The following is a 23,629-nucleotide window of genomic DNA, read 5'->3' on the forward strand; positions in this document are numbered from 1 at the left end:
ATGTCAGCGCGCGACGGGAGCCGCGCGTAAATCGTTCACCCTGGTCAGGTGTTCTGCACGACGATGCTTGGGAACTTGCTGGTCATGTCGCGCGCCTTGTCGGCGACCTTGATCGCCACCTTGCGCGCGATGGCGCGGTACATCTCGGCCACCGGGCTGTCGGGCTCGGCCACCACGGTCGGACGGCCGGAGTCGGCCTGCTCGCGGATCTGCAAGTTCAGCGGCAGGCTGCCGAGCAAGTCCACGCCGTAGTCAGCGCACATCTTCTCGCCGCCGCCGTGCCCGAAGATATGCTCGACATGGCCGCAGTTCGGGCAGCAGTAGACCGCCATGTTCTCGACGATGCCCAGGATGGGAATGCCCACCTTCTCGAACATCTTCAGGCCCTTCTTGGCGTCCAGCAGCGCGATGTCCTGCGGCGTGGTGACGATCACCGCGCCGGTGACCGGCACCTTCTGCGACAGCGTCAGCTGGACGTCGCCGGTGCCCGGGGGCATGTCGACGATCAGGTAGTCCAGGTCGTGCCAGTTGGTCTGGCGCAGCAACTGCTCCAGCGCCGAGGTCACCATCGGGCCGCGCCATACCATGGGGTTGTCCTGCTCGATCAGGAAGCCGATCGAGTTGGCCTGCAGGCCGTGGCCTTCCAGCGGCTCCATGGTCTGGCCGTCGGCGGATTCCGGGCGGCCGTCGATGCCCAGCATCATCGGCAGGCTCGGGCCGTAGATGTCTGCGTCGAGCATGCCGACGCGCGCGCCTTCTGCCGCCAGCGCCAGCGCCAGGTTCACGGCCGTGGTGGACTTGCCCACACCGCCCTTGCCCGACGCCACCGCGATCACATTCTTCACGCCCGGTAGCAGCTTGACCCCGCGCTGAACCGCGTGCGCGACGATCTTCATGGTGACGGCCACGCTGACATTGCTCACGCCCGGCACTTGCCGCACTGCAGCAACCACCAGCTTGCGGATCGGATCAAACTGGCTCTTCGCGGGGTAGCCGAGTTCGACTTCCAGCGAGACATCGCCGCCGTCGACACGGATATTCCTGGCCGATCGGGTGGACACCAGGTCCTTGCCCGTATTGGGATCGATGACGGTGCGCAGGGCTTCGGTGACCTGCTCAGTGCTGACGCTCAAGACATACTCCGCTGCTGGTGAATGTAGGGAGGCAGTCGTCGCCTGTCAGAGCAACTCCAGCCAACGACTGTCCGTGCGCACCAGATGCCGGCCACGGTCGAAGCGCGTATAGCCAACACGGTCAAAGAATTCCAGGACCTGAACCGCACGTTTTCGTCCGAGTCCGGTGGCATTGCGAAATGCCCCGGCGACGACCGTGCCGGCGTTCTTGCTGGCGTCAACAGCGGCGAGCAAGGCCAGCTCGCGAATCGCCTCCGGATCGTAGAAGAGGTCGTGCACGACCTGAAACGTCTCGCCATGACGTGCGAGCTTGCGCATCAGTTGCCGCACCCTGTCCTCCGGCACGCCATGCGCGCTCGCCAGCTCGCGCACCCATGGCGGATCGAAGCGCCCCGCTTTCATGTCCTGCTGCAATGTCGCAGCAAGCGAGCGATCCGCATCGTCGAGCGTCACGGTGTGCTCGGGCAGGTGCAGCCAGGGCCCGTTCCTGATGATGTCACCGCGCGCGCAGGCGTCATCGACGACCGCACTCCACAACGCGTCTTGCGCGAGCGGCGCGGCGATCCTGCGCAAACGCGCCACCTCCGGGCCAAGCACATCCGGCGAGCGTTGGTGGAATTGCCGGAGGGCAGTGGTCAATCGGCCCGCCAGCGCCCGCCACGCCGCGCTGGACACCAGCAAGGCATCGTCGCCCGGAAGTTCAATCACGCGCGTGTCCCGCGGCAGTTCGATGGCCGCCGCCGGCATGCCGCTCAGCCGCTCCAGCAGCGCGCGCGACAGCCCGTTTGGTGCCTGCTCAAGCAATGCCCCGACCGAGCCAGTGTCAAGCATGGCCTGCATTGCGTCGAGCCACGCCAGCCGCGCCGGGGAACGGCGCTTGCGCGCGGGCGCGAACGGGTCGAGTACATCTCCGCCGCCGATGGTGCGGCTAGCCTGCGCGTTCCGCACGACAAAGGGATCGCCAGGCAGCGCGCACACCGGCCGCTCGAACACAAGCTGCACGCGCGCGCGCTGCCCGGGCGCAAGCGTCGGGCCATCGAGCAGCGCGACACGTGCCACCTGGTGCTGCGTGCCCAGGTGAATATGCATGGGCGCCCAGTGCTCCAGCGCAGGGGCGTCTGGCAACAGTGTCAGCATCACATCGATGCGCTCCGACGCCCGTGCCAGGCGCACATCGACCACCCAGTCACCGCGTTCGATCGCGCCCTTGCCGATGCCGGCCAGGTTCAGCGCGCAGCGCTGCCCCGCCCGCCCGGCAGCAGCAGCACGATTCTGCGCATGGATGCTGCTCACGCGCACAGACTCGTTCTTCGGTGCGAGCAACACCCTGTCGCCGACATGGATGCGCCCGGACACCACGGTTCCGGTCACGATCGTTCCTTGCCCGGCAAGCGTGAAGACCCGGTCAACCGCAAGGCGGAACAGCCCGTCGTCGCGCCTGGTGCGCGACGCAGCCGCGGCCGCGTGCAGGTGCCGCTTCAACGCGTTCACACCCGGATCGTCGGCGCGCGTTGCGCAGGTTTCAAAAACCGGTGCATCCTCCAGCATGCTGCCGCGCCGGAACGACGCAATCTCCGCGCGCACCTGCCGCAGCCGCGCGTCATCCACGCGATCGACCTTGGTCAGCGCAATCACGCCGCGCCGGATGCCGAGCAGTTGCACAATGGCAAGGTGCTCGCGCGTTTGCGGCATCACGCCGGCATCGGCGGCGACCACGAGCAGCGCGAAGTCAATACCGCATGCGCCCGCGGCCATGGTGTGAATCAGCTTTTGGTGGCCCGGGACATCGACCAGGCCGAGCACGTCGCCGTTCTCGAGCGGCACGTACGCGTAGCCAGGCTCGATCGAGACCTCGCGCGCCTTCTTCTCCTTCAGGCGGTCGGCATCCATGCCCGACAGCGCCCTGACCAGGCTGGTCTTGCCGTGATGGATATGTCCTGCCGTGCCGACGATCATGGCTGCGTCAGGTAGACCGGCAGCCTGACGCGCCGGAGACCATCAGGGACTGCCGCGGGAATATCCTCGTCGTGAACATGCATGGTCTCCTATCCTTATCCGAATGGCCGATGGGCTTGCTCAAGCGTGCATCGACGCCGCTGCGCTTAGTGTTCCTGCATCGTTGGAGACAAGATAATTGCCTGGCCACCTAAGGTAAATTCAGCGATTCTTTGCGCGCCTATAAGCGATGCCTTAAGTGACAACGGGATGGACAGATTGACCCGAGAGACCTGGCTCAGCATGGACATTTTGTCCATCGCACAGGCCCCGCAGCGCTTGCAGTACGCCGGAAGCTCCCGACTACCCAGCGAAGCTGTCGCAGGCATGGGCCTTGCTCAGCAGTCTGGATCGGCTGGCCGACCATGTCGCTGCAAAGCAGGAAAGGAATCGAACTCTCATGGCGAAAGTCCTATGTGTCCTTTATCCGGATCCGGTCTCCGGATATCCGCCGCACTATGTCCGCGATGACATTCCGGTGATCACGACCTATGACAACGGCCAGACTGCCCCGACCTCGAAGGCAGCGCTCGGATTCAAGCCCGGCGAACTTGTGGGGTCGGTCTCCGGCGAGCTGGGTCTTCGCGGCTATCTGGAGGGGCTGGGCCACGAACTCATCGTGACCAGCGACAAGGATGGGGCTGACTCTGCGTTTGAGAAGCATCTTCCCGATGCTGAAGTGGTCATTTCGCAGCCATTCTGGCCGGCTTACCTGACCAGGGAGCGAATCGCCAGGGCAAGGAAGCTGATGTGCGCTGACTGCGGGCATCGGCTCCGATCATGTCGATCTTGAGGCGGCCGCCCGTGCCACATCACCGTCGCCGAAGTGACGGGATCAAACAGCATCAGCGTGGCGGAGCACGTCATACTGACGATGCTGGCGCTGGTCCGCAACTACCTGCCATCCCATGAGATCGCCTTGCGTGGCGGGTGGAATATTGCCGACTGCGTGTCACGCAGCTATGACATGGAAGGCATGCAATTCGGCACGATCGGCGCCGGCCGGATCGGTCTCGCGGTGCTGCGCAGGCTCAAGCCTTTTGGCCTGCAGTTGCATTACACCCAGCGGCACCGACTCAGCCCGGAGATCGAGCAGGAACTGGGCCTGACTTTCCACCCCGATGCCGAATCGCTCGTGAGCGCCATGGACTTTGTCAGCCTGCAGATACCCCTTTATCCCTCAAACATGCATTTTTTTGATGACAGGATGCTCGCCAGGATGAAGCGCGGCGCCTACCTCATCAATACGGCGCGCGCAGAACTGGTTGACCGCGACGCGGTTGTGCGTGCGGTCAAGTCCGGCCACATTGCCGCCTATGGCGGTGACGTGTGGTTCCCCGAACCAGCGCCCCCGGATCATCCCTGGCGAACCATGCCTTTCAACGGCATGACCCCCCATATCTCCGGGACCTCGCTCTCCGCGCAGGCCCGCTATACCGCTGGCACGCTGGAAATCCTGGAAAGCTATTTCGATGGCACCCCCATTCGCGAGGAATATCTCATCGTTGACGGTGGCGGACTTGCGGGCACAGGGGCCAGATCCTACAAATTGACGTGAGCGCCAGCGCCGGCGTTGCGCAATTTGCAACGGCGATTGATACTGCCTGGTCAGGAGGAAATGAAAGGCCAGAGGCACCACACAATTCGTGTAGGCTTATGCGTTGAATTCTCTTCCGTCAGCCCGAAAACCGTATCGGTTTCACCAACAAGAAGCGCCCGATGCCTACAAATTCCCCCGAACCGCAAGCAGTTTCCGGCACAGTCACCCGCAGCGCCATATTCATCGTTGCGACGCTCACCGACGGCGATGACCACGCCGACACCGTGCGCGCATGGTGTGCCGACGTTGCCGCCATCGTGCGCGCGGTCGGCCATCGCGTGCCGTCAGGCAACCTGTCCTGTGTCTGCGGCTTCGGCTCCGACGCTTGGGACAGGCTGTTCGGCAAGCCCCGTCCCGCGGCGCTGCATCCGTTCCGGGAGTTCGGCACCGGCGATCGCGTCGCCATCGCCACGCCGGGTGACCTGCTGTTGCACATCCGTGCCGATTCGATGGACCTGTGCTTCGAGCTTGCCACGCAACTGCTCGGCAAGCTTGGCGATGCGATCCAGGTCGTCGACGAGGTGCACGGCTTTCGCAACTTCGACATGCGGGCGATGATCGGCTTTGTCGATGGCACGGAGAATCCGGCCGGACGCGAGGCGGTCGATTTCACGGTGATCGGCGACGAGGATGCCGAGTTTGCCGGCGGCAGCTACGTCATCGTGCAGAAATATCTGCACAATATGACGGGGTGGAATGCCCTTCCCGTGGAGACACAGGAACTGATCATCGGACGCAAGAAGCTGTCCGACATCGAACTGGACGAAGAGATCAAACCCTCGTCATCGCACAGTTCGCTGACAACGCTGGTCGAGAACGGGCAAGAGGTGAAGATCTTGCGTGACAACATGCCATTCGGGCGCCCGGGAGCGGGCGAGTTCGGCACCTACTTCATCGGCTACGCCCGTTCGCCCGCGCCGATCGAGAAGATGCTCGAGAACATGTTCGTCGGATTGCCGCCCGGCAATTACGACCGGCTGCTCGACTTCAGCAAGGCAGTCACCGGCAGCCTGTTCTTTGTGCCGTCGGCCGACCTGCTTGAAGGGCTTGCGGACCGCGAAGCCCCTGCTGTCAGTGATAGCCAACCGGCGCCCTCACCGTCGGCCGCACCGCACCGGGAAGGCTCATTGAATATCGGATCGCTCAAAGGGAACCGTGAATATGAATAACCTGCACCGCGAACTCGCCCCAATCACCAGCGCCGCATGGTCTCAAATTGAAGAGGAAGTGGCGCGCACCTTCAAGCGTTCCGTCGCCGGACGGCGCGTGACAGACGTGATCGGCCCCGGCGGCCCCGAACTGGCCGGCGTGGGTACCGGGCACCTGCTGGACCTCGAGGCGCCGCTGCAGGGCGTCGGCGCGAAGCTGCGCGAGGTCAGGGCCCTGGTCCAGCTAACCGTGCCGTTTGAACTCCAGCGCGAAGCGATCGACAGCGTCGAGCGCGGCGCGCGCGACTCCGACTGGCAGCCAGCCAAGGAAGCGGCCAAACAGCTTGCCTTTGCGGAGGATCGGGCCATCTTCGACGGCTATCGGCAGGCGGGCGTCGTTGGCATCCGCCAAGGCTCGTCGAATCCGAAGTTCACGCTGCCGGCCGACGTCAACCAATATCCGCAGGTGATCAGCGATGCGCTCGAGGCGTTGAAGCTGGCGGGCGTCGACGGCCCCTACTCCGTGCTCCTTGGCGCCGACGCATACACCGCGCTCGCGGGCGGGCGCGACCAGGGCTACCCGGTCATTGACCACATCAAGCGGATCGTCAGCGGCGAGATCATCTGGGCGCCGGCGATCAGCGGCGGCAGTGTACTGTCGACCCGCGGCGGTGACTACGCCTTGCACCTTGGCGAGGAACTCTCGATCGGCTATAGCAGCCATACGGAGCAGGTGGTACGGCTGTACCTGCGTGAAACGCTGACGTTCCTGATGCTGACGAGCGAGGCATCGGTTCCGCTTGAACTGACAGGGCAAGCACCCGGAAAATAATGCTTGTCGATTGAGCCGGCGCGGTCCGTTTCGGCGCGCCGGACTGACTGCAGCGCCGCCCCCTACGTCAGTTGATACTGACGGTCCGGTAATTTCTCCTCGGGAATCTCCCGATTGGACAGCTCCAGCAGCGAGCGCTCGATATTGCGTGCGATGGCATCGAGTGCCAGAGCGTTGGGCGCCTCGCTGAACGGCTCGGACACTTCGTCGGCGATTGCTTCCAGCGCGATCAGCGTGTAAGCAACAAAGACGCAGATGATTGGCGTGAACAGCTCGGTCGAATCCACCAGGCCAAATGGCAGCATGATGCAATAGGCGTACACGGTGCGATGCAGCAGGACCCCGTAGGAAAACGGGATCGGGGTGGATGCAATGCGCTCGCACCCGCCGACTGTCGTCGCCAGTTCGTTGATCTGGGCATCAAGCATCCAGAGCTTGTTCTCCGAGATCACGGCACGAAATTGCAGGCGCGAGAGTCTATGGCGTACCTCATTGAGGATTGCCGTCGGCCGATAGTGCTTGGAACGCAAGGCCTCCATCGCGTCGCGCCCGACAAGCCGAGCCAGATCCTGGGTCGGGTCCGTCTTGCGAAGCTCATGCTTTAGCGAATAGGCAAACGCAATCAGATGATTGACCAGCTGGATCCGATCCTCACTGCGGTCCTCGGGGAGATAACACAGTATCTGCGAGGTGAGCGAGCGTGAGGCGATGAGCACGTGCCCCCAAAGGTAGCGTGCTTCTTTGAAGCGTTCGTAGCTGGCATTGTTCCGGAACGCAAGAAAGATGGTCAGCGCCACGCCAAAGAGCGTGAAAGGGGCGGTATTGAGCGGGATCTTTTCGCCCAGTATCCGCCCTTGGGTCAGGACAGCGATGCCGCTGACAAGAGCCAGGAAGAGCAGCTGCGGAATGATGGTCTGCAAGACTGACCCGCTCCATACGAACAGCATGCTGAACCAGTTTCTCTTTGGCCGTACGATCATGATTTTTCTTGTGGGGAAGCTTTATCTCAGAACAGACTGCATACGAGTTCAGTGACTTGCTGGGTCAGGTCATGCATGTATCGTGTCGCCGGACAACGCCCTCCTCCCACGCCAAATCTCGTGCCGCGCTTCGCCAGGTCGCCAGAAGCTCGCCCCGGGTTACGTCACCTCCACACGCAACACCCGTGCGGGAATGGACTTGTACGATGGCGTTCCGCTTTCCTTGTCAATGTAGTCCAGTGGCACCAGCACATTCGCCTCCGGGTAATACGCCGCCACGGAACCCCGTGCGATGTTTGCATAAGCGATCGCAGTGATCTTCTTCAAGCGCAGTTGCCTGCCGGTTACGATGGTCTCGATGTCGACCCGGTCACCATGCTCCAGTCCGCGTGCCGCCATGTCGTCTTCATGCATGAACAGCACATCGCGCCGCCCGAATACGCCTCGATAGCGATCATCCAGCGCATAGATCGTGGTGTTGTGCTGGTCGTGGCTGCGGATCGTCATCAGGCGCAGGACATTTTCTCCGCCGAGGACGTCGGCGTCCTCTTTCACCCCGCCATACACGGAGAACATCGCTTTCCCAGTCGGCGTCGGCCACTTGCGCTCGGTCGGCGGAAGCGGCAGGCGGAAGCCACCCGGCGTCCGGATGCGTGCGTTGAAGTTCTCGAAGCCGGGCACGGTCTCGAGCTTCCCCATCGCGGGAAAGGACTGTCCGGAATCGGGCAGCGCTACCGCAAAGTTGGGGATCCGCGAACCGTTCGAGCGCGCGCTCGCGCAGCGGATTGAACACGACGACGGGGACGTTGCGCCGTGCGGCTTCATGAAGCGTTCCCATCATTCTGGGGTGATTCGTCCCGGGATTGTGGCCGATGGAGATGATGAGCTCGCAACTGTCGAAGTCTTCCACCGACACCGTGCCTTTGCCGATTCCGATCGATTGTGGCAAGGCGACGCTGGTGGGCTCGTGACACATGTTCGAGCAATCGGGGAAATTGTTCGTGCCATATTCCCGTGCGAACAGCTGGAACAGAAAAGCTGCCTCGTTCGATGCCCTGCCCGACGTATAGAACTCGACCTGGTCGGGCGACAGCCCACGCAGGATTTCACCGATTCGGGCGAATGCCGCGCCCCAATCGACCGCCCGGAATGTGTCAGTGGCACGATCGTAGACCCGCGGATGGGTAAGCCGCCCCATATCCTCCAGCTCAAAATCCCTTGTCCGGCCACGCGCAGCCCGGACAATCGAAGCCATCGGGCTGATTGGTCCGGAGCAGCGTGATCCGCGCCTTGACGCTATCCATTTGCAGCCGTATGGCTTGAGTCGTTGCGCGAAGCGCACCCCAACCACCAGCGGGTCCGTCATACGGCCTGATGCCAGGCACTTCCCGTCGAGTAGCCATGTCTGCTCCATGAACGTGAACCGGTCCCCTGGGGGCGAAAGCCGCCCGTGCCGCAAGGCGAGCTTTTCATAAAAATTGACTCGGCCTACCGCTCGGCAAGTAGCGGTTACAAATAGCGCTGCCCTCCCCAATGCATGTTTGACAGCTCACAAATGCTCGCAGCAAATGGTCTATTCGATTCATGACGGCGCAGGCTGCTGAACCCGGCTATTCTGGTTAGTCGTAGGCTGCGCTGCAGCGATCGCGACAATGGACTTGGCCTCGAAGTTGATAGCGCCATCCATGACCACGACTGCACGGAAAACACATTGCGGAGAGGCGATGAGGCGGGATTCGCCAGTGGAAGGCAGTAGCGCCGGCATGGAAGAGGTACGTCATGGCACCATGAGGTCCGAGGACGACCGCCTTGCCGAAGAAACGCCAGTCGCGCTCGAATACAACGGCATCTCGCATGCGGTCATGCTGGCCACGCCCGCCGATTTCGATGACTTCGCGATCGGCTTCAGCCTTAGCGAAGGCATTGTCGACAACGCCTGCGAGTTCTACGGTATCGACGTGGAAGCCGGCGGGAACGGCGTGACAGTCAAGATAGAGATCGCCTCCGCCGCCTTCGCCAGGCTGAAGACCCGGCGTCGCGCGCTGGCGGGGCGTACCGGCTGCGGCCTGTGCGGCACCGAGTCGCTTGAAGACGTCATGCGCCTGCCGTAGCCGGTGCAGAGCACGGCCATCTTCGACCCGTCTGTCTTCGACGCGGCGTTCGCCGCCTTGCACAACCGCCAGACGCTGCTGCGCGATACCGGAGCGACCCACGCAGCGGGATGGCTGCGCGCGGATGGCACGCTGGTCCTGGTGCGCGAGGACGTGGGGCGCCACAATGCGCTCGACAAGCTGGCGGGCGCACTGGCAAGCGGCACTGAGGATACCAAGAGCGGCGCGGTGATTGTCACCAGCCGGGCCAGCTACGAGATGGTGTTCAAGACGGCATCGATCGGCGCCGGGATTCTTGCTGCGGTGCCCGGCCCAACGGCACTGGCCGTGCGGATGGCGGAATCCACGGTGGTGACGCTGGCCGGTTTTGTGCGCAGTGGCAGCCTGGTCGTCTACTCACATCCCGAACGCCTGCGTATTGCCTAGGTTGCCGATCACGCCCCGGATCCTGTCGCCTCCTGCTCGAATGCGGCCTCCGCCCGAAGGCTCGCCAGGTCGCGCCCGACCGTGGCGACCGCAAGCCGCTTGTCCTTGCTCCAATAGGTCACCGTACAGTCATGCGCGGCGGGATCGCCGTCGACATCCAGGCGATCCCATTGCTCCGCATGGCCTACGTAGTTGATGGCCACATCATAGTGCTGGGTCCAGAAGAATGGCACGGCCGCAAAGCGTTTGCGCTGTCCCAGGATATTCCGCGCTGCCACCACGCCCTGGCGCTCGGCGACCACCCAGTGTTCGACGCGGATACGCTGGCCCGTTCCCGGGTCAGGCCAGCGCGCAATATCGCCCGCGGCATAGATGCCAGGTTCGCTCGTCTGGAGAAATTCATCGACCGCCACGCCCTTGTCCAGCGCGAGGCCGGCGTCCTGCGCCAAGGCCACGTCGGGGCGAACGCCAATCCCGGTCACGACCAGATCGGCGGCCAGCTCCGTGCCGGTCGACAATTTCACCCGATCCGGCTGAATCTCCGCCACCGTGGCCCCGAGATGGAACGTTACCCCGTGCGATTCATGAAGCGCCTTGATCATGCCGCCGAGCGCCGCACCCAGGACCCGCTCCATCGGATGCGCTTCGGGCGCGACAACATGCACTTCCAGGCCTCGCGTTCGCAGCGCTGCCGCGACTTCCATCCCGATAAAGCTTGCGCCCACCACGACGCATCGGCATGCCGTGCCGAGACGCGCGATCAATGCGTCGCAGTCGGCCAGCGTACGGAGCACGCCCACGTGCGGCAAGGATGCGCCAGGAACGTCGAGCCGTATCGGCACGGCACCGACGGCAAGCAGAAGCGCGCCGTAGCTCACGTTGCTGCCATCCGAGAGCGTGACGGATTTTTGCGCGGGGCTGAGCTTGACGACACGGTTGTCGGCGCGCACATCGATGTCGTGATCCGCGTAGAACGTCGGTGGCCGCATTGGCAGCCAGTCCGCGTTTGCCGTCCCGGCGAGGTAGTCTTTCGATAGATTCGGCCGGTCGTACGGCAATGAACGATCGGCGCTCAACAGCGTGACGGGGCCGCTATAGCCTTCCCGGCGCAGGGTTTCGACCGCGGCAGTCCCGGCTGCGCCGCCGCCGATGATTACCACGGATTCAGGGAGTTGGGCGGCGGCAAGTCGCGGTGGCTGCACCGCCGGCAGCGCTTCGCGGACGAAGGCCTTTCCGTCTTGCTGTTCCACGCGCCAGCATTTCAGATCGTCCTGGGCGGGCGGCCCCAGGACCGCGCCGGTACGAAGACTGAAGCAGGCGTGATGCCATGGACATCGGATCGTGTCGCCGACCAGCAGGCCGTCCGCCAGAGGCGCCCCATAGTGGGTACAGGTCGCACCGATGGCAAACAGTTCATCAGCCCGTCGCACAAGCAAGACCGGTTCGCCGCCAATCTGGCCTGTCACCATGCCGCCATCAGCAAGGTCAGCCAGCGGCACGCCCTGGGCGAGATCGCATTCATCCTTGGAGGAAGAGCTTTTGGTCATGGCGTCTCTCCTTGCCGGTCATGGCACAGGGCCATTATCGACCTCGATACCGTCAAATGAAAGGCGCATGCAGCGTTACAAACTGCGCCACGGCACGGATATTATTCACGGGTGACCAGCCTCCTTTCCTGACGAAGGGTCATCCGGATAACTGCCCCATGAACAGACCCTCCCGCTTCGCTATCGGCAAGCGCATTGCACCCGCACGCTTTCTGCTGTGCGGCGCCATATTGATTGTTGCGACCTTCGCCGCGGGTGCGCTCGGCGCAGAGCCACGTATTGCGCTGCTGATCGGCTTCGATCTCGCGGCCCTTGTCTTCCTTGGCGCCGCGCTGCCGCTGTTGCGCGCCGATGCTGCGGCCATGCGGCGTACAGCGGAGTACAACGATGCCAACCGCACCGCGCTGCTCGCGATCACCGTGCTGCTCTCGATGGTGATCCTGGTCGCGATCGGCACGCTGATCGCGCGCCCCGAGACACCGCACTGGGCCGACATCGCGCTGATCGTCGCCACGCTCATCCTGTCCTGGCTTTTTGCCAACACCGTTTTCACGCTGCACTATGCGCATCTCTACTATCTCCAGACCGCCACCGGCGACCAGGGCGGGCTGCAGGTGCCGGGCGTTAAGGACCCCAGCTATTGGGACTTCCTCTATTTCAGCTTCACGCTGGGCATGACTTTCCAGACGTCTGACGTGACTATCGCCGGCGCCCACATGCGCAGGGTGGTCCTGGGCCACTGCGTGGCCGCGTTTCTGTTCAACATGGGGATTTTGGCGTTCACCGTGAACGCCCTGGGTGGCTTGTAGGCGACTTGACCACGCGGCCAAAGTGTTCGTGGACAAATTCCTTGCATCCCGCCGGATACTGTATATATTTACAGTACCTGTATGGATGAACAGTAGGAGTCCCGTCCATGGAACACCTGATCCGTGTGCAAAACGATTATGACCGCCAGGTGCTGGCCTGGCTGCGCGGGCGCATCGGCGATGCCGCGCTGCAGACCGCGGCACTGCGCCTGGGCGGCCAGCGCAAGCCTTACCTGTCAACGATCTGCCGCAGCCTGGGCATCCGCCCACCCAGCCGGCGCCAGTTCGCGGCCGAGGCAGCGCGCATGCACCGCGCGGTGGGCGATACCTACCTGGCCCGTATCCGCGAAATCCTTGGCCAGTCACCTGCCGAAGCTGCGCTGCGCCAGTAAGCAGTAGCCGATCACCGGCCACGCCGGCGCCGCCGAGCTCTCGCTGGCCGTATCATGAAGCCCCGTTGCCGTCACACGGCACGGGGCTTTTTTCATCCCTAGCCAAGGCCGATATGAGCGAACATCGCATCCCTACCGCCGCCCTGCACCAGTGGGTGGCCGATCTCTGGCTTGCCGCGGGCAGCAGCGCACAAGAGGCGCGCCTGACGGCCGACCACCTGGTCGGCGCCAACCTGAGCGGGCATGACTCGCACGGCGTCGGCATGATCCCGCGCTATGTGCTGGCCTGGCAGGCCGACGAGCTGCAGCTGAACCAGCAGGTCAGCGTGCTGCACGATGCCGGCAGCATGCTGAGCCTGGACGGCAACCGCGGCATGGGCCAGGCAGTGACGGCGCAGGCCATGGACATGGCTATCGGCCGCGCGCGCGAGCATGGCGTCTGCGTGATGGGCCTGCGCCAGTCGCACCACCTGGGGCGCGTGGGCCACTGGGCCGAGCAGGCCACTGCCGCCGGCATGATCTCGATCCACTTCGTCAACGTGCTGTCCAAGCCCATCGTGGCGCCGCACGGCGGCTACGATGCGCGCTACGGCACCAACCCGTTCACCATCGGCGTGCCTGTGGCGGGCGAGCCGCCGCTGGTGCTGGACTTCGCCACCAGCGCGATCGCGCTGGGCAAGGTGCGCGTGGCCCACAACAAGGGCGTGCCGGTGGCGCCCGGCTGCCTGCTGGACGCGCACGGCGAGCCCACCGCCGATCCTGCCGTGATGTACCCCGCCGACGGCGCGCCGCAAGGCGCGCTGCGGCCCTTTGGCGAGCACAAGGGCCATGTGCTGGCCGTGATGTGCGAGCTGCTGGGCGCCGCGGTCACCGGCGGCCACACCATCCGCCCCGAAACGCTGCGGCATGAGCATGCGGTCTGGAACAACATGCTGGCGATCGTGTTCGATCCCGCGCGCCTGGGCACCAGCACGTCGTTCGGGCATGAGGTAGCGGCGTTCGCCGAGTGGATGAAGGCATCGCGACTGCAGCCCGGGCAGGATGGCATCCGCCTGCCGGGCGAGCCCGAACGGGCCTGGCGCGCCGCCCGCGCCACCCATGTCCCGGTTGACGCCGGCACGCTGGCCCAGCTGGACGATGCCGCCGCGCGGGTGGCGGCCGCGCGCGCCAGCGCGCAGCCTGCGCCGGGGCCGCTGTCTGCGCTGGCTTGCGACTGACTATCATCAGAGATGAACCCGGCGTCGTGCGCGACGCACGGCCGGCCTGGCGCCTGACCACTACCGGACACTGACATGAGCAAGATCGGCTTTATCGGACTTGGCGTGATGGGCAAGCCCATGGTGCAGCACCTTGTCGAGGGCGGGCATACCGTGTCCGCCCATACCCGCAGCGGCGTGCCGCAGGACCTGCAGGATGCCGGCGTGAAAGCCTGCGCCAGCGCCGAGGAGGTGGCAAAGCAGTCGGAGACCATCATCCTGATGCTGCCTGACACGCCCGACGTGGAGCGGGTGCTGTTTGGCGAGAAGGGGGTCGCTGACGGCCTTGCCGACACGGCAGGCGGCGTCACCGTGATCGACATGAGCTCGATCTCGCCGATCGCCACGCGCGAGTTCGCGCGCTGCATCGAGGCGCTCGGTGCCGACTATGTTGATGCGCCGGTCTCCGGCGGCGAGGTCGGGGCCAAGGCGGGCACGCTGTCGATCATGGCCGGCGGCAAGCAGGAAGTATTCGACCGCGTGCTGCCGATCCTGCAACTGATGGGCAAGAACATCACGCGCGTGGGCGAGGCCGGCGACGGCCAGGTGGCCAAGGTGGCCAACCAGGTAATCGTGGCGCTGACCATCGAGGCGGTCAGCGAAGCGCTGGTGCTGGCCGCCCGCGCCGGCGCCGATCCCGCGCGCGTGCGCGAGGCGCTGATGGGCGGCTTTGCCAGCTCGCGCATCCTGGAAGTGCATGGCGAACGCATGATCAAGCGCACCTTCGACCCGGGCTTTCGCATCGCGCTCCACCAGAAGGACCTGGACCTGGCGCTGTCCACCGCGCGCCAGCTCGGCGTGGGCCTGCCCAGCACGGCGTCGTGCCAGCAGCTGTTCAATGTCTGCAGCGGGCTGGGCGGCGCTGGCTGGGATCATTCCGGGCTGGTCAGGGCGATCGAGCACCTATCCTCGTTCGCCATCGGCGACGAGCCGCCCGCAGCCTGAACCACGCCGCCGCCCCGCCGCATGTCGCGCGCGAACACCGTGGTGCTGACCGCACTGGCGATGCTCGCCTTTGCCGGCAATTCACTGCTGTGCCGGCTCGCGCTGAAAGGCACCACCATCGACGCGGCCAGCTTTACGCTGGCCCGCGTCGCCGCGGCGGCGCTGGTGCTGTGGGTCATCGTCGCGGCGCGGCACCAGTTGGTGCGCACGGTCGTGGCGCAGCGGCTGCCGCCGGTGGAAGGCAACTGGATCTCCGCGCTTGCGCTGTTCTGCTATGCCGCGGCCTTTTCCTTCGCCTATGTGCGTCTCACCGCGGGGACCGGCGCACTGCTGCTGTTCGGGGCGGTGCAGGCCACCATGACCGGCTATGGCCTCTATGCCGGCGAGCCCATGCGCGCGCAGCAATGGTTCGGCCTGGCACTGGCGCTGGCCGGGCTGGTGTGGCTGTTGCTGCCAGGGCTGGCCGCGCCGCCGCTGCTGTCCTCGCTGCTGATGATCGCGGCCGGCATCGCGTGGGGCGTTTATTCGCTGCGCGGCAGGCGCGCCGCGGATCCGGCCTCTACCACCGCGGGCAATTTCCTGCGCGCGGTGCCGATGGCGCTGGCGCTGGGTGCGGTGATGCAGGCGCAGCGTTCACTGGACAGCGCGGGACTGGGCTATGCGCTGTTGTCCGGTGCCATCACATCCGGGCTGGGCTATGTCATCTGGTATGCCGTGGTGCCGCGGCTGAAGGCCGCCACCGCCGCCACCGTGCAACTGAGCGTGCCGGTCATTACGGCGGCGGGCGGCATCGCGCTGCTCGGTGAAGCCTTGAGCCTGCGGCTGGCATTGAGCGCGGCCGCGGTGCTGGGCGGCATTGCGCTGGTGATTGCAGGCAAGCGCGCCTAGCTGCCGGCAAACCCGCCCGCATGGAACACCAGCGGCGCACCTGGCGTCGAGCCATAGGCCACCACCTCCACGACAAAGATCACGTGGTCGCCGACCACGCGCACCGAGCGGTGCCGGCAGATGAAATGCGCCAGCGTGCCGTCGATCAGCACCGTGCCGCACGGCCCGGGGCGGCAATCGACGCCTGCAAAGCGGTCACCACTGCGCGCGGCAAAGCGCTGGCACAAGGCCAGCTGGCCACTGCCCAGCACATTGATCGCGTGGCACGGCGCCGCGCGCAGCACCGCCAGGCTGCCGGAACTGCGCGCCAGGCACCACAGCAGCAACGGCGGTGCGAGCGACACCGAGGTAAAGGCATTGATCGTGACGCCGACCGGCTGGCCGTCGGCGTCCGCGGCCGTAACGATGGTAACGCCGGTGGCAAACTGCCCCAGCGCATCGCGCAAGGCTCGCCGCGCCGCGCCATCGTGGCTGATGGCGCGGGCCGCGTCGTCCTGGCCGCTGTCGTTGCATGCTTGCGTGGCATACGGTAGCGGCGCCAGGGCGGGCATCATTGCGCGGCAGGCCGCACCTCGCCGGGCGGCGCGTCGATATCCAGCCCCAGTGCCATGCGCCCTGCGTACTCCTGCTGCGCACCGGCCTGCAGCGGATGGAAGCGCGCGCCCTGCGCATCGCGAAAGCGCCGCTCCAGTCCGGCGTCGCGATAGAAGCCCGCGCCGCCGGCCAGGTCCATCGCCGCCTCGACCGTCGCCAGCACCGCGCGCGCGGCCAGCGTGCGGGCGCACATGATGCGGTTGGTGGTGACCAAGCCCGGCGCCTGCCCCGATGCCGCCGCGAACATCGCATCCAGCGCCAGCTGCGCGGCATCGGCCTCATTGCACAGGCGCCCGGCGGCTTCCACTGCATGCGCGCTCAGGCGCCGCTGGCGCGCCAGCTGCAGCGCGATATCGCGCGCGGCCTCGGCCACGCCGACGTAGACCGCATAGATCAGCGGCAGCGCGATCATCGCCACCGTATGCATCATCGGATGCCACACGCCTTGCGGGCGGCGCGCGGCAATGGCGGTATCCGGCACCAGCACGCCTTCCAGCAGCACATCATGCGAGCCGGTGCCGCGCATGCCGAGCGTGTGCCAGTTCGACAGCACGCGTACGCCCGGCGACTTCATCGGCAGCGCGAAATGCAGCACCGTGGGCCCGGTCTCCGGATCGTCATGGACGGCGCAGGTCATGAACAGGTCCGCCGCCGGCGCGCCGCTGGCGAAGATCTTGCGCGCATCCACGCGAAAGCCGCCATCCACGCGCGTAGCCTTGCCGCTGCCTTGCAGCCAGTCCGATCCGCCGCTGCCCAGCAACACCAGCTGCTCGCCCGCCACGCGCTTGAGCAGCCCCTCCACCGGCGCTTGCTGATTGCGCCAGCGCCATGCGGCCGTGGCCACCGGGTGGGTGTGCATGGCAAAAGCCAGCGCGGTCGATCCGCAGGACTTGCCCAGCTCGCGCAGCACCGCGCCCAGCTCCTGGTGCGAGAGCCCGGCGCCGCCCAGTTCCTGCGGCACGGCCGCAGCAAAGAAGCGGTGCGCGCGCAGGTCGTCGTAGTTGGCGCTGACGAACTGCCCGCTGGCATCGATCTCTGGCGCGCGCGCGTCGAAGGTGCGGCCTAGGGTCGCGGCCAGGCCGAGCCAGTCGGCCTGTGCGCCTGCGCTGGCATCCGCTGCGGAAAGGGTTTCCATGGTGTTGTCTCCGGCTGGTCTGATACGTGCGCTGCGGCGTTGTATGGCGCCAGGCACGGTGCTAGTATCGGAGCCCGGTCCCCTTGCCCGTATGATCGGGCGTCCGGCTTTCTTGCGCGAAACACCGGATCTGGAGGAATGTGACCATGGATGCCTTGTCCGACCTCTTGCGCGCCGTGCAGCTAAGCGGCGCCGTGTTCCTGAACGGCGAGTTCAAGTCGCCGTGGTGCCTGATCAGTGAAGCGGATGCTGAATTGCGCGCCGCCTTCCTGCCCCGCGCCGACCGCGTCGTCTCCTACCACCTGATTACCGAAGGCGTCTGCTGGGCGCGCCTGGTCGACGGCACCGGCCCGGGCGTGCGCGTCGATACCGGCGAACTGCTGGTGGTGCCGCAGGGCGAGCCGCACGTACTGGGCAGCGACCTGCGCCTGCAGCCACTGCCATCCGCTCCGCTGGTGTACGACATGCTGCGCAACAGCCCGGGCGAGGTCATGCGCGTGTCCTACGGCGGCGGCGGCGAAACCACGCGCATGGTGTGCGGCTTCCTGGGGTTCGACGACACCATGGGCAATCCCTTGCTGACGTCGCTGCCGCGGCTGTTCAAGGTGGGGCTGGGCAGCGGGCTGGAATCGGCATGGCTGGCATCGGCGCTGGCCTTTGCCACCTCGGAAGCGGCGGAACCGCGTGCGGGCACCGCCACGGTGCTGGCCAAGCTGTCTGAGCTGCTGTTCGTGCAGGCAGTGCGGCGCTGCATCGACACTCTGCCTGACAATGAAAGCGGCTGGCTCGCCGCGCTGCGCGACCGCTATGTGGGGCGGGCGCTGTCGCGCATGCATGCACGGCCCGCCTATCCGTGGACGGTCGATGAACTGGCTGGCAACGTGGGGCTGTCGCGCTCGGCGCTGGCGCAGCGCTTTACCGACCTGCTGGGGCAGCCACCGATGCAGTACCTGGCGCACTGGCGGCTGCGCTCCGCGGCGGCCGAACTGCGCAGCGGCAACCGTTCCATCAGCGAGGTCGCGGGCGCGGTCGGCTACGACTCGGAGGCCGCGTTCAGCCGCGCGTTCAAGCGCGAGTTCGGCCTGCCGCCCGCCAGCTGGCGCCGCAACTACATCGACGCGGGGCAGGCTCCGGCGGCGGCCGCACATTGAATTCGCCGTGGCAAAGACAACGGCCCGCGTCACCAGGCGCGGGCCGTAGCAATGCCCGGGCGGCGGGCAGCGGGACTTACATCTTCTGCTTGGTATTTTCCGCCGCGCCCTGCACCTTCTCGCCGCCACGTTCGATGTCCTTGCCCGCACCGGAAATGGTGTTGCAACCCGTGACCAGCAGCACGCCAGCGAGGGCAAACAATGCGAATAGCTTTCTCATGACGATCTCCTTGCTTCGTGTGGATGCGGCATGCGCCGCCAGGATGGAGTGGATCGGAATGACTTGACCGGGCAGCCGCTTGCCCGACCGGCAATTGGATCGTAGCAACGCACCGCAGCGCGCAAAGTCGGCTTTCGTCCTACCGGGATGTCAGCCGACGGCGCGACCGGCCGTCACCGCGTACGCGCTTGTGCTTGTGCTTGTGCTTGTGCTTGTGCTTGTAGGACAGCGACGGATACCCCGCGGCAGCGCCATCGCTTAAAAATCAACAGCCAGTCCAAGCCTTCCGGAGAACACCATGACGTCACGCAGCATCCACGTGCTTCCCGCCGCAACCGACAACACCGAATACGCCGGCGACGGCGCATGGGCTCTCACCATTGAGGGCCTGGAGAACGGTGGCGACGACACCGCGCTGCATTTCCCGACCCAGGAAGCCGCGATTGCGGCCGGCTGGATGCGCGCGCGCGAGGATGGCCTGCCGTTGTGCATCCACGGCCGCGACGGCCTGGTGCGCGAGCGCAAGATCTATTGCCGGGACGCACGCGGCACCGCCCGCATCGGCTACTGAGCCCCCCGGCCACCGCCAGCGGCCGGCCCCACCCCCTACCTCCCCGAGCCCGCGGCCAATGCGGGCACAACAGTCCATTGCAGGAAACACATTGAGTGAAATCAATGTGTTACGCCTCCGTTCGTGAAAGCTATGGGTCCGTCACCGATACTGGAATCAAGGCACTCCATTATCCAGAATCAACCGAGACCCCCATGCGCCTGTTCCTCAGGTACCGCCCGCTGGACATCTATCCCGACCCGATCGACGCCAGGGTTGCCGAACTGCACGAGCTTGCCGAAGACATCCATGCCAGGCACGCGCGCAAGTGGCGCCGGCATGGCACGATGCTGACCCTGCGCGACGGCGCGGATCGCAGATTTCCGGCCGGCGACCCGGAAACGCGGCATTAGATTAGGGAAGATTCCTCTCTGCGCTCGGAAATGTGAACAAGTGTCATATCCGGTTGGCAAGGATATGACCCCTGCGAAAGAATGGGTACCGTACGCGGCAGGCTCGATTGGCGAGCCCACCGCTGCAACCCTTTTCCTGACGCAGCGAAATGAATCGAACCACCCGGGAATGCGTGATGGCGTTGATTTCCAGCCTGCGTGCCAAGGGGCCCATGCCCCGGCACCAGCTTGCCGCCGCCAGCCGCCTGAACGCCGCGGAACTGACGCGTGCGCTGAAGTCCGCCCGCCAGATGGGCGTGGTCGCCTACGCCGGAGAGCCTGAATCCGCGGCCGAGGCAGATACCCCGCTAGTGCTGACCGGCCGGCCCTTGCCGCCGCCGCGGCGCGTGGCGCCGGCACCGCGCGAAAGCAAGCCGCATTTCGAGCCGCTGCTGGATGTCTGGGGCATTGCCCGCCCTACCACGCTGCGGCGCAGCCATCCGTCGTAGCGTCTTCGCCGCATAGCGGGGTCTTCCGACTCGCCCTCGTCGGCATGCCGTTCTTACAAAGGCAGGTAAAGCGCACACGCGCCTGAACCGGCCAAGGCTTGCCTTTACCCCCTGGGGCGCCGCCTGCACGCCTGGGGCAGCCCACGTGCCGCGCCGGTACGGAACTTGCGCGACGCTTCTGGCTAAACCTCCCCGAAGCGTGCGACATGAGGCAACACAACCCGCCCGGCACCACCGCGCCCCCCGCCACTGGCCCTCCGCATGATTGCCAGGCCCCGCTCGGCTTTACGCCGGAGCCGGGGCGCAATTGCTGGCGCGTCGAGTCCTGCCAGCGCTTTGCCATGCTGGTCGACGCCGACGCCTACTTCCGCGCGCTGCGCGAAGCGCTGCCGCGAGCCGAGCACACCATCTTCATCCTGGGCTGGGATATCGACAGCCGCATGGAATTGGTGCCGCAGGGCGCGCAGGACGGCCTGCCGGCGGGCCTGCGAGACTTCCTGTGCGCGCTGGCGGACCAGCGCCCCGAACTGCGCATCTACATCCTGAGCTGGGACTACGCCATGGTGATGGCGATGGAGCGCGAGTGGCTGCCGTCCGCCAGCGCGCACTGGCAGGCGCACCGGCACCTGTCGTTCCGGCTTGACGGCAACCATCCCCCCGGCGCCTCGCACCACCAGAAGGTGGTCGTCATCGACAACAAGCTCGCCTTTGTCGGCGGGCTGGACCTGACGCTACGCCGCTGGGACGACAGCTGCCATGCCCCCGGCGCGCCGCTGCGCGTGGCCGAAGGCAAGCCCTACCCGCCCTTCCATGACGTGCAGTGCGCGCTCGACGGCCCCGCCGCGGCGGCGCTGGGCACCCTGTGCGCGGCGCGCTGGCTGCGCGCCAGCGGCAGCCAGCCGCGCCCGGTTGCGGCCACCTCGTCAGACCCGTGGCCGCCAGGCCTGGCGCCGGAGCTGACCGACGTGCGCGTCGCCATCGCCCGCACCATGCCCATGTGCGAGGACGAGCCCGGTGTCAGCGAGATCCGCATGCTGCTGCGCGATGCTATCGCCTCCGCCCGGCACAGCATCTACATGGAGAACCAGTACTTCAGTTCGCACGAGATCGCCAAGGCGCTGGAGGCACGGCTGGGGCACGAGGACGGCCCTGATATCGTGCTGGTGTCGAGACGCAACGAGAGCGGCTGGCTAGAAGCGCACAGCATGGGCGTGCTGCGCGCGCGCCTGTACCGCCGCCTGCGCGCAGCCGACACGCAGGAACGCTTCTGCCTGTACTGCCCGTCGATTCCGGGCCTGATGCCCGAATGCGTCAACGTGCATAGCAAGGTCACGGTGATCGACGACGACCTCATCACCATCGGCTCATCCAACCTCAGCAACCGCTCGCTGGGGCTGGATACCGAGTGCAATATCGTGGTGATGTCGGGCGGCGACCCGCGCGTGCAGGCGGCCATTGCCGCCATGCGCGCACGGCTGCTGGGCGAGCACCTGGATGTGGCACCCGAAGCCTTCCAGGCCGAGGTCGCCGCCACCCGCAGCGTGCTTGCGGCCATCCGCAACCTGCAGCGCGCGGACGGGCGCTCGCTGGAAGCCTACGAGCCGCCGTTGCCGGACGATGTCGATGCCGCCTCGCCGGCGGCCAGCCTGCTGGACCCGATCGAGCCGATCGACAGCGACCAGGTCCTGGCCGAGTTCGTCAGCCATGAGGCACGCCCGCGCGTGCTCGGGCGCGTCGGGATGATGGTGGCGCTGGCGCTGCTGCTGGCGGGGCTGGCGTTTGCGTGGCGCCATACGCCGCTGCGCGAATGGGCGGACTTCCGCGCGCTGCTCAGTGTGGTCGAGCAACTGGACGAGATGCCGCTGGCACCGCTGGCGATGATTGGCGTCTACCTGGCCGGCGCGGTGACGATGCTGCCGGTGACGCTGCTGATCCTGGTGACCGTGGTCATATTCGGCCCGCTCTATGGCGCCGCGCTGGCGCTGTGCGGCACCGTTCTGAGCACCGGCGCGGGCTACCTGGCCGGCCGCTTGCTGGGGCGCAATGCCGTGCGCCGCTTTGGCGGCAGGCGGCTGAACCGGGTCAGCCACCAGCTGGGCAAGCACGGGGTGGTGGCGATGGTGGTGCTGCGGCTGGTGCCGATTGCACCGTTCGCGCTGGTCAACCTGGTGATCGGTGCATCGCGCATCAGCCTGCGCGACTGCCTGCTCGGCACCGCGCTGGGCATGCTGCCCAGCATTGTGGTGGCTGCCTGCCTGGTGAACCGCGTCGCCGCCGCGGCGCGCGATCCGGGCCTGTTCACCTTCGCCTTGCTGGCGCTGGTGCTGCTGGTGCCGGCGTCGCTGCTGCTGGTGCTGCGCCGCCGGCGCCGGCGCCGTGCCGAGGGCGGCGCCGCGCGCCCGCAAGACGATCCGCCCGGCCCCCGCGGGCGGCTGGCACGGCTGGCGGCACTGCGCCGCCAGGCCTAACGCTGGCGGCGATAGCTGGCGTTCATGAACTGGGCCCACTCGCCGTTCTCGCCCAGCATGTAGGACGTCAGCGTGCGGTGGTCGTCGTCGGTGAAGGTGATCACGTCGCGGTACTGGGCGATGCGGCCATTGCCGGAACAATCCGGCCCCTCGGCACGCAGCGTCAGTTGCTGGCCGCCGCCGTCGAGCTCGCCTTCATAGAACCACAGGTGGGTCATCATCGAGCCGATGAAGGTCCCCACGAAATGCTTGCGGGCGGGGTCGTAGCCGAGCGTCATGACCGTGGTGGACGGGCCGCAGCCGGGCATGTCACCCTGCGTCACGCACTGGACCCAGACGTCGCCGACGCTGCTCACGCGCTCGGGGATCTCCCACTTCTGCACCGGCTGGTCCGGTCCCATCGATGCGTCGCCTTCGGCGATCCAGTTGCCCACCAGCCGTTGCAGCCAGCGGTGCTCCTTCTGCGCTTCGGTCTTCATTCGCGGTCCCCTTGGGTTGCAGCCACAGATGCTTGTGGATGCCGTACACATAGCCTAGCAAATGAAATG

At 66.0% G+C, this 23,629-nt stretch carries 20 protein-coding genes and 3 pseudogenes; 14 read left to right on the forward strand and 9 right to left on the reverse strand.

Going from position 1 to position 23,629, the window contains the following annotated elements; genetic code table 11:
• Positions 1-44: 44 nt before the first annotated feature.
• Positions 45-1,133, reverse strand: coding sequence for an iron-sulfur cluster carrier protein ApbC (gene apbC, locus AC3WL8_RS19540; protein ID WP_013952601.1), 1,089 nt, complete (start codon positions 1,131-1,133; stop codon positions 45-47).
• 45 nt (positions 1,134-1,178) lie between these two features.
• On the reverse strand, positions 1,179-3,089 hold the full coding sequence (selB, locus tag AC3WL8_RS19545) for a selenocysteine-specific translation elongation factor (RefSeq protein WP_492378661.1): 1,911 nt from the start codon (positions 3,087-3,089) through the stop codon (positions 1,179-1,181).
• Positions 3,090-3,528: 439 nt separating this feature from the next.
• Between selB and AC3WL8_RS19550 the strand changes: the two are divergent.
• From AC3WL8_RS19550 to AC3WL8_RS19560, 3 genes and pseudogenes are all read left to right on the forward strand, one after another.
• Positions 3,529-4,686: pseudogene (locus AC3WL8_RS19550) on the forward strand (NAD-dependent formate dehydrogenase).
• A 161-nt stretch (positions 4,687-4,847) separates the two neighbouring features.
• Positions 4,848-5,897 (forward strand): Dyp-type peroxidase, encoded by a 1,050-nt coding sequence (locus AC3WL8_RS19555; RefSeq protein ID WP_013952598.1) that lies wholly within the window; start codon positions 4,848-4,850, stop codon positions 5,895-5,897.
• Positions 5,890-6,708, forward strand: coding sequence for a family 1 encapsulin nanocompartment shell protein (locus tag AC3WL8_RS19560; protein ID WP_492378662.1), 819 nt, complete (start codon positions 5,890-5,892; stop codon positions 6,706-6,708). The genes AC3WL8_RS19555 and AC3WL8_RS19560 overlap by 8 nt, the downstream gene beginning before the upstream one ends.
• A 62-nt stretch (positions 6,709-6,770) precedes the next feature.
• Here the strand turns inward: AC3WL8_RS19560 and AC3WL8_RS19565 are convergent, their stop codons facing one another.
• Both AC3WL8_RS19565 and AC3WL8_RS19570 read right to left on the reverse strand, forming a co-directional pair.
• Positions 6,771-7,688 carry a bestrophin family protein gene (locus tag AC3WL8_RS19565; protein WP_492378663.1) on the reverse strand — a complete coding sequence of 306 codons (918 nt, stop codon included), beginning with the start codon at positions 7,686-7,688 and terminating at the stop codon, positions 6,771-6,773.
• A gap of 159 nt (positions 7,689-7,847) precedes the next feature.
• A pseudogene (locus AC3WL8_RS19570) lies at positions 7,848-9,091 on the reverse strand (molybdopterin dinucleotide binding domain-containing protein).
• A 360-nt stretch (positions 9,092-9,451) separates the two neighbouring features.
• On the opposite strand from AC3WL8_RS19570, the pseudogene fdhD reads away from it, so the two are divergent.
• Positions 9,452-10,225: pseudogene (gene fdhD, locus AC3WL8_RS19575) on the forward strand (formate dehydrogenase accessory sulfurtransferase FdhD).
• A gap of 8 nt (positions 10,226-10,233) precedes the next feature.
• Here the strand turns inward: fdhD and AC3WL8_RS19580 are convergent.
• Positions 10,234-11,772 carry an FAD-dependent oxidoreductase gene (locus tag AC3WL8_RS19580; protein WP_211981104.1) on the reverse strand — a complete coding sequence of 513 codons (1,539 nt, stop codon included), beginning with the start codon at positions 11,770-11,772 and terminating at the stop codon, positions 10,234-10,236.
• Between the two features lie 56 nt (positions 11,773-11,828).
• On the opposite strand from AC3WL8_RS19580, the gene AC3WL8_RS19585 reads away from it, so the two are divergent.
• From AC3WL8_RS19585 to AC3WL8_RS19605, 5 genes are all read left to right on the forward strand, one after another.
• Complete coding sequence (locus AC3WL8_RS19585; RefSeq protein WP_249221266.1) at positions 11,829-12,581, forward strand: DUF1345 domain-containing protein; 753 nt, start codon at positions 11,829-11,831, stop codon at positions 12,579-12,581.
• Between the two features lie 107 nt (positions 12,582-12,688).
• Positions 12,689-12,973, forward strand: a complete 285-nt coding sequence (locus AC3WL8_RS19590) for a CppA family protein (protein WP_011616901.1) — start codon at positions 12,689-12,691, stop codon at positions 12,971-12,973.
• Positions 12,974-13,086: 113 nt separating this feature from the next.
• Positions 13,087-14,190, forward strand: a complete 1,104-nt coding sequence (locus tag AC3WL8_RS19595) for a malate/lactate/ureidoglycolate dehydrogenase (protein ID WP_211981102.1) — start codon at positions 13,087-13,089, stop codon at positions 14,188-14,190.
• 75 nt (positions 14,191-14,265) lie between these two features.
• Positions 14,266-15,174 carry a 2-hydroxy-3-oxopropionate reductase gene (locus AC3WL8_RS19600; RefSeq protein WP_211981101.1) on the forward strand — a complete coding sequence of 303 codons (909 nt, stop codon included), beginning with the start codon at positions 14,266-14,268 and terminating at the stop codon, positions 15,172-15,174.
• A gap of 21 nt (positions 15,175-15,195) precedes the next feature.
• Entirely contained in the window at positions 15,196-16,062 is an 867-nt protein-coding gene (locus tag AC3WL8_RS19605; RefSeq protein ID WP_013952589.1) for a DMT family transporter, read from the forward strand.
• On the opposite strand, the gene AC3WL8_RS19610 is transcribed toward AC3WL8_RS19605, so the two are convergent.
• Positions 16,059-16,616, reverse strand: a complete 558-nt coding sequence (locus AC3WL8_RS19610; protein ID WP_013952588.1) for a flavin reductase family protein — start codon at positions 16,614-16,616, stop codon at positions 16,059-16,061. The two genes, AC3WL8_RS19605 and AC3WL8_RS19610, sit on opposite strands and share 4 nt — an antisense overlap.
• Positions 16,613-17,791, reverse strand: coding sequence for an acyl-CoA dehydrogenase family protein (locus AC3WL8_RS19615; protein WP_211981100.1), 1,179 nt, complete (start codon positions 17,789-17,791; stop codon positions 16,613-16,615). The genes AC3WL8_RS19610 and AC3WL8_RS19615 overlap by 4 nt, the downstream gene beginning before the upstream one ends.
• Positions 17,792-17,937: 146 nt before the next feature.
• Between AC3WL8_RS19615 and AC3WL8_RS19620 the strand changes: the two genes are divergently transcribed.
• The gene (locus AC3WL8_RS19620; RefSeq protein WP_013952586.1) at positions 17,938-18,942 is read left to right on the forward strand and encodes an AraC family transcriptional regulator; all 1,005 of its coding nucleotides are present in this window, start codon (positions 17,938-17,940) and stop codon (positions 18,940-18,942) included.
• A 76-nt stretch (positions 18,943-19,018) separates the two neighbouring features.
• Here the strand turns inward: AC3WL8_RS19620 and AC3WL8_RS19625 are convergent, their stop codons facing one another.
• Positions 19,019-19,162, reverse strand: a complete 144-nt coding sequence (locus AC3WL8_RS19625) for an entericidin A/B family lipoprotein (protein ID WP_013952585.1) — start codon at positions 19,160-19,162, stop codon at positions 19,019-19,021.
• A 298-nt stretch (positions 19,163-19,460) separates the two neighbouring features.
• Between AC3WL8_RS19625 and AC3WL8_RS19630 the strand changes: the two genes are divergently transcribed.
• The 4 genes from AC3WL8_RS19630 (at position 19,461) to AC3WL8_RS19645 (ending at position 23,081) form a co-directional block, all read left to right on the forward strand.
• Positions 19,461-19,733, forward strand: coding sequence for a DUF2188 domain-containing protein (locus AC3WL8_RS19630; RefSeq protein ID WP_013952584.1), 273 nt, complete (start codon positions 19,461-19,463; stop codon positions 19,731-19,733).
• A gap of 194 nt (positions 19,734-19,927) precedes the next feature.
• Complete coding sequence (locus tag AC3WL8_RS19635) at positions 19,928-20,125, forward strand: hypothetical protein (RefSeq protein WP_041228586.1); 198 nt, start codon at positions 19,928-19,930, stop codon at positions 20,123-20,125.
• 149 nt (positions 20,126-20,274) lie between these two features.
• Positions 20,275-20,613 carry a hypothetical protein gene (locus AC3WL8_RS19640; RefSeq protein WP_492378664.1) on the forward strand — a complete coding sequence of 113 codons (339 nt, stop codon included), beginning with the start codon at positions 20,275-20,277 and terminating at the stop codon, positions 20,611-20,613.
• A 206-nt stretch (positions 20,614-20,819) separates the two neighbouring features.
• Positions 20,820-23,081 (forward strand): VTT domain-containing protein, encoded by a 2,262-nt coding sequence (locus tag AC3WL8_RS19645; protein WP_492378665.1) that lies wholly within the window; start codon positions 20,820-20,822, stop codon positions 23,079-23,081.
• On the opposite strand, the gene AC3WL8_RS19650 is transcribed toward AC3WL8_RS19645, so the two are convergent.
• A complete protein-coding gene (locus AC3WL8_RS19650) occupies positions 23,078-23,560 on the reverse strand; it encodes a DUF1579 domain-containing protein (RefSeq protein WP_492378666.1) in 483 nt (160 codons plus the stop codon). The genes AC3WL8_RS19645 and AC3WL8_RS19650 overlap by 4 nt on opposite strands.
• Between the last annotated feature and the right edge of the window lie 69 nt (positions 23,561-23,629).

The organism is Cupriavidus sp. FW305-F7, assembly GCF_058782875.1.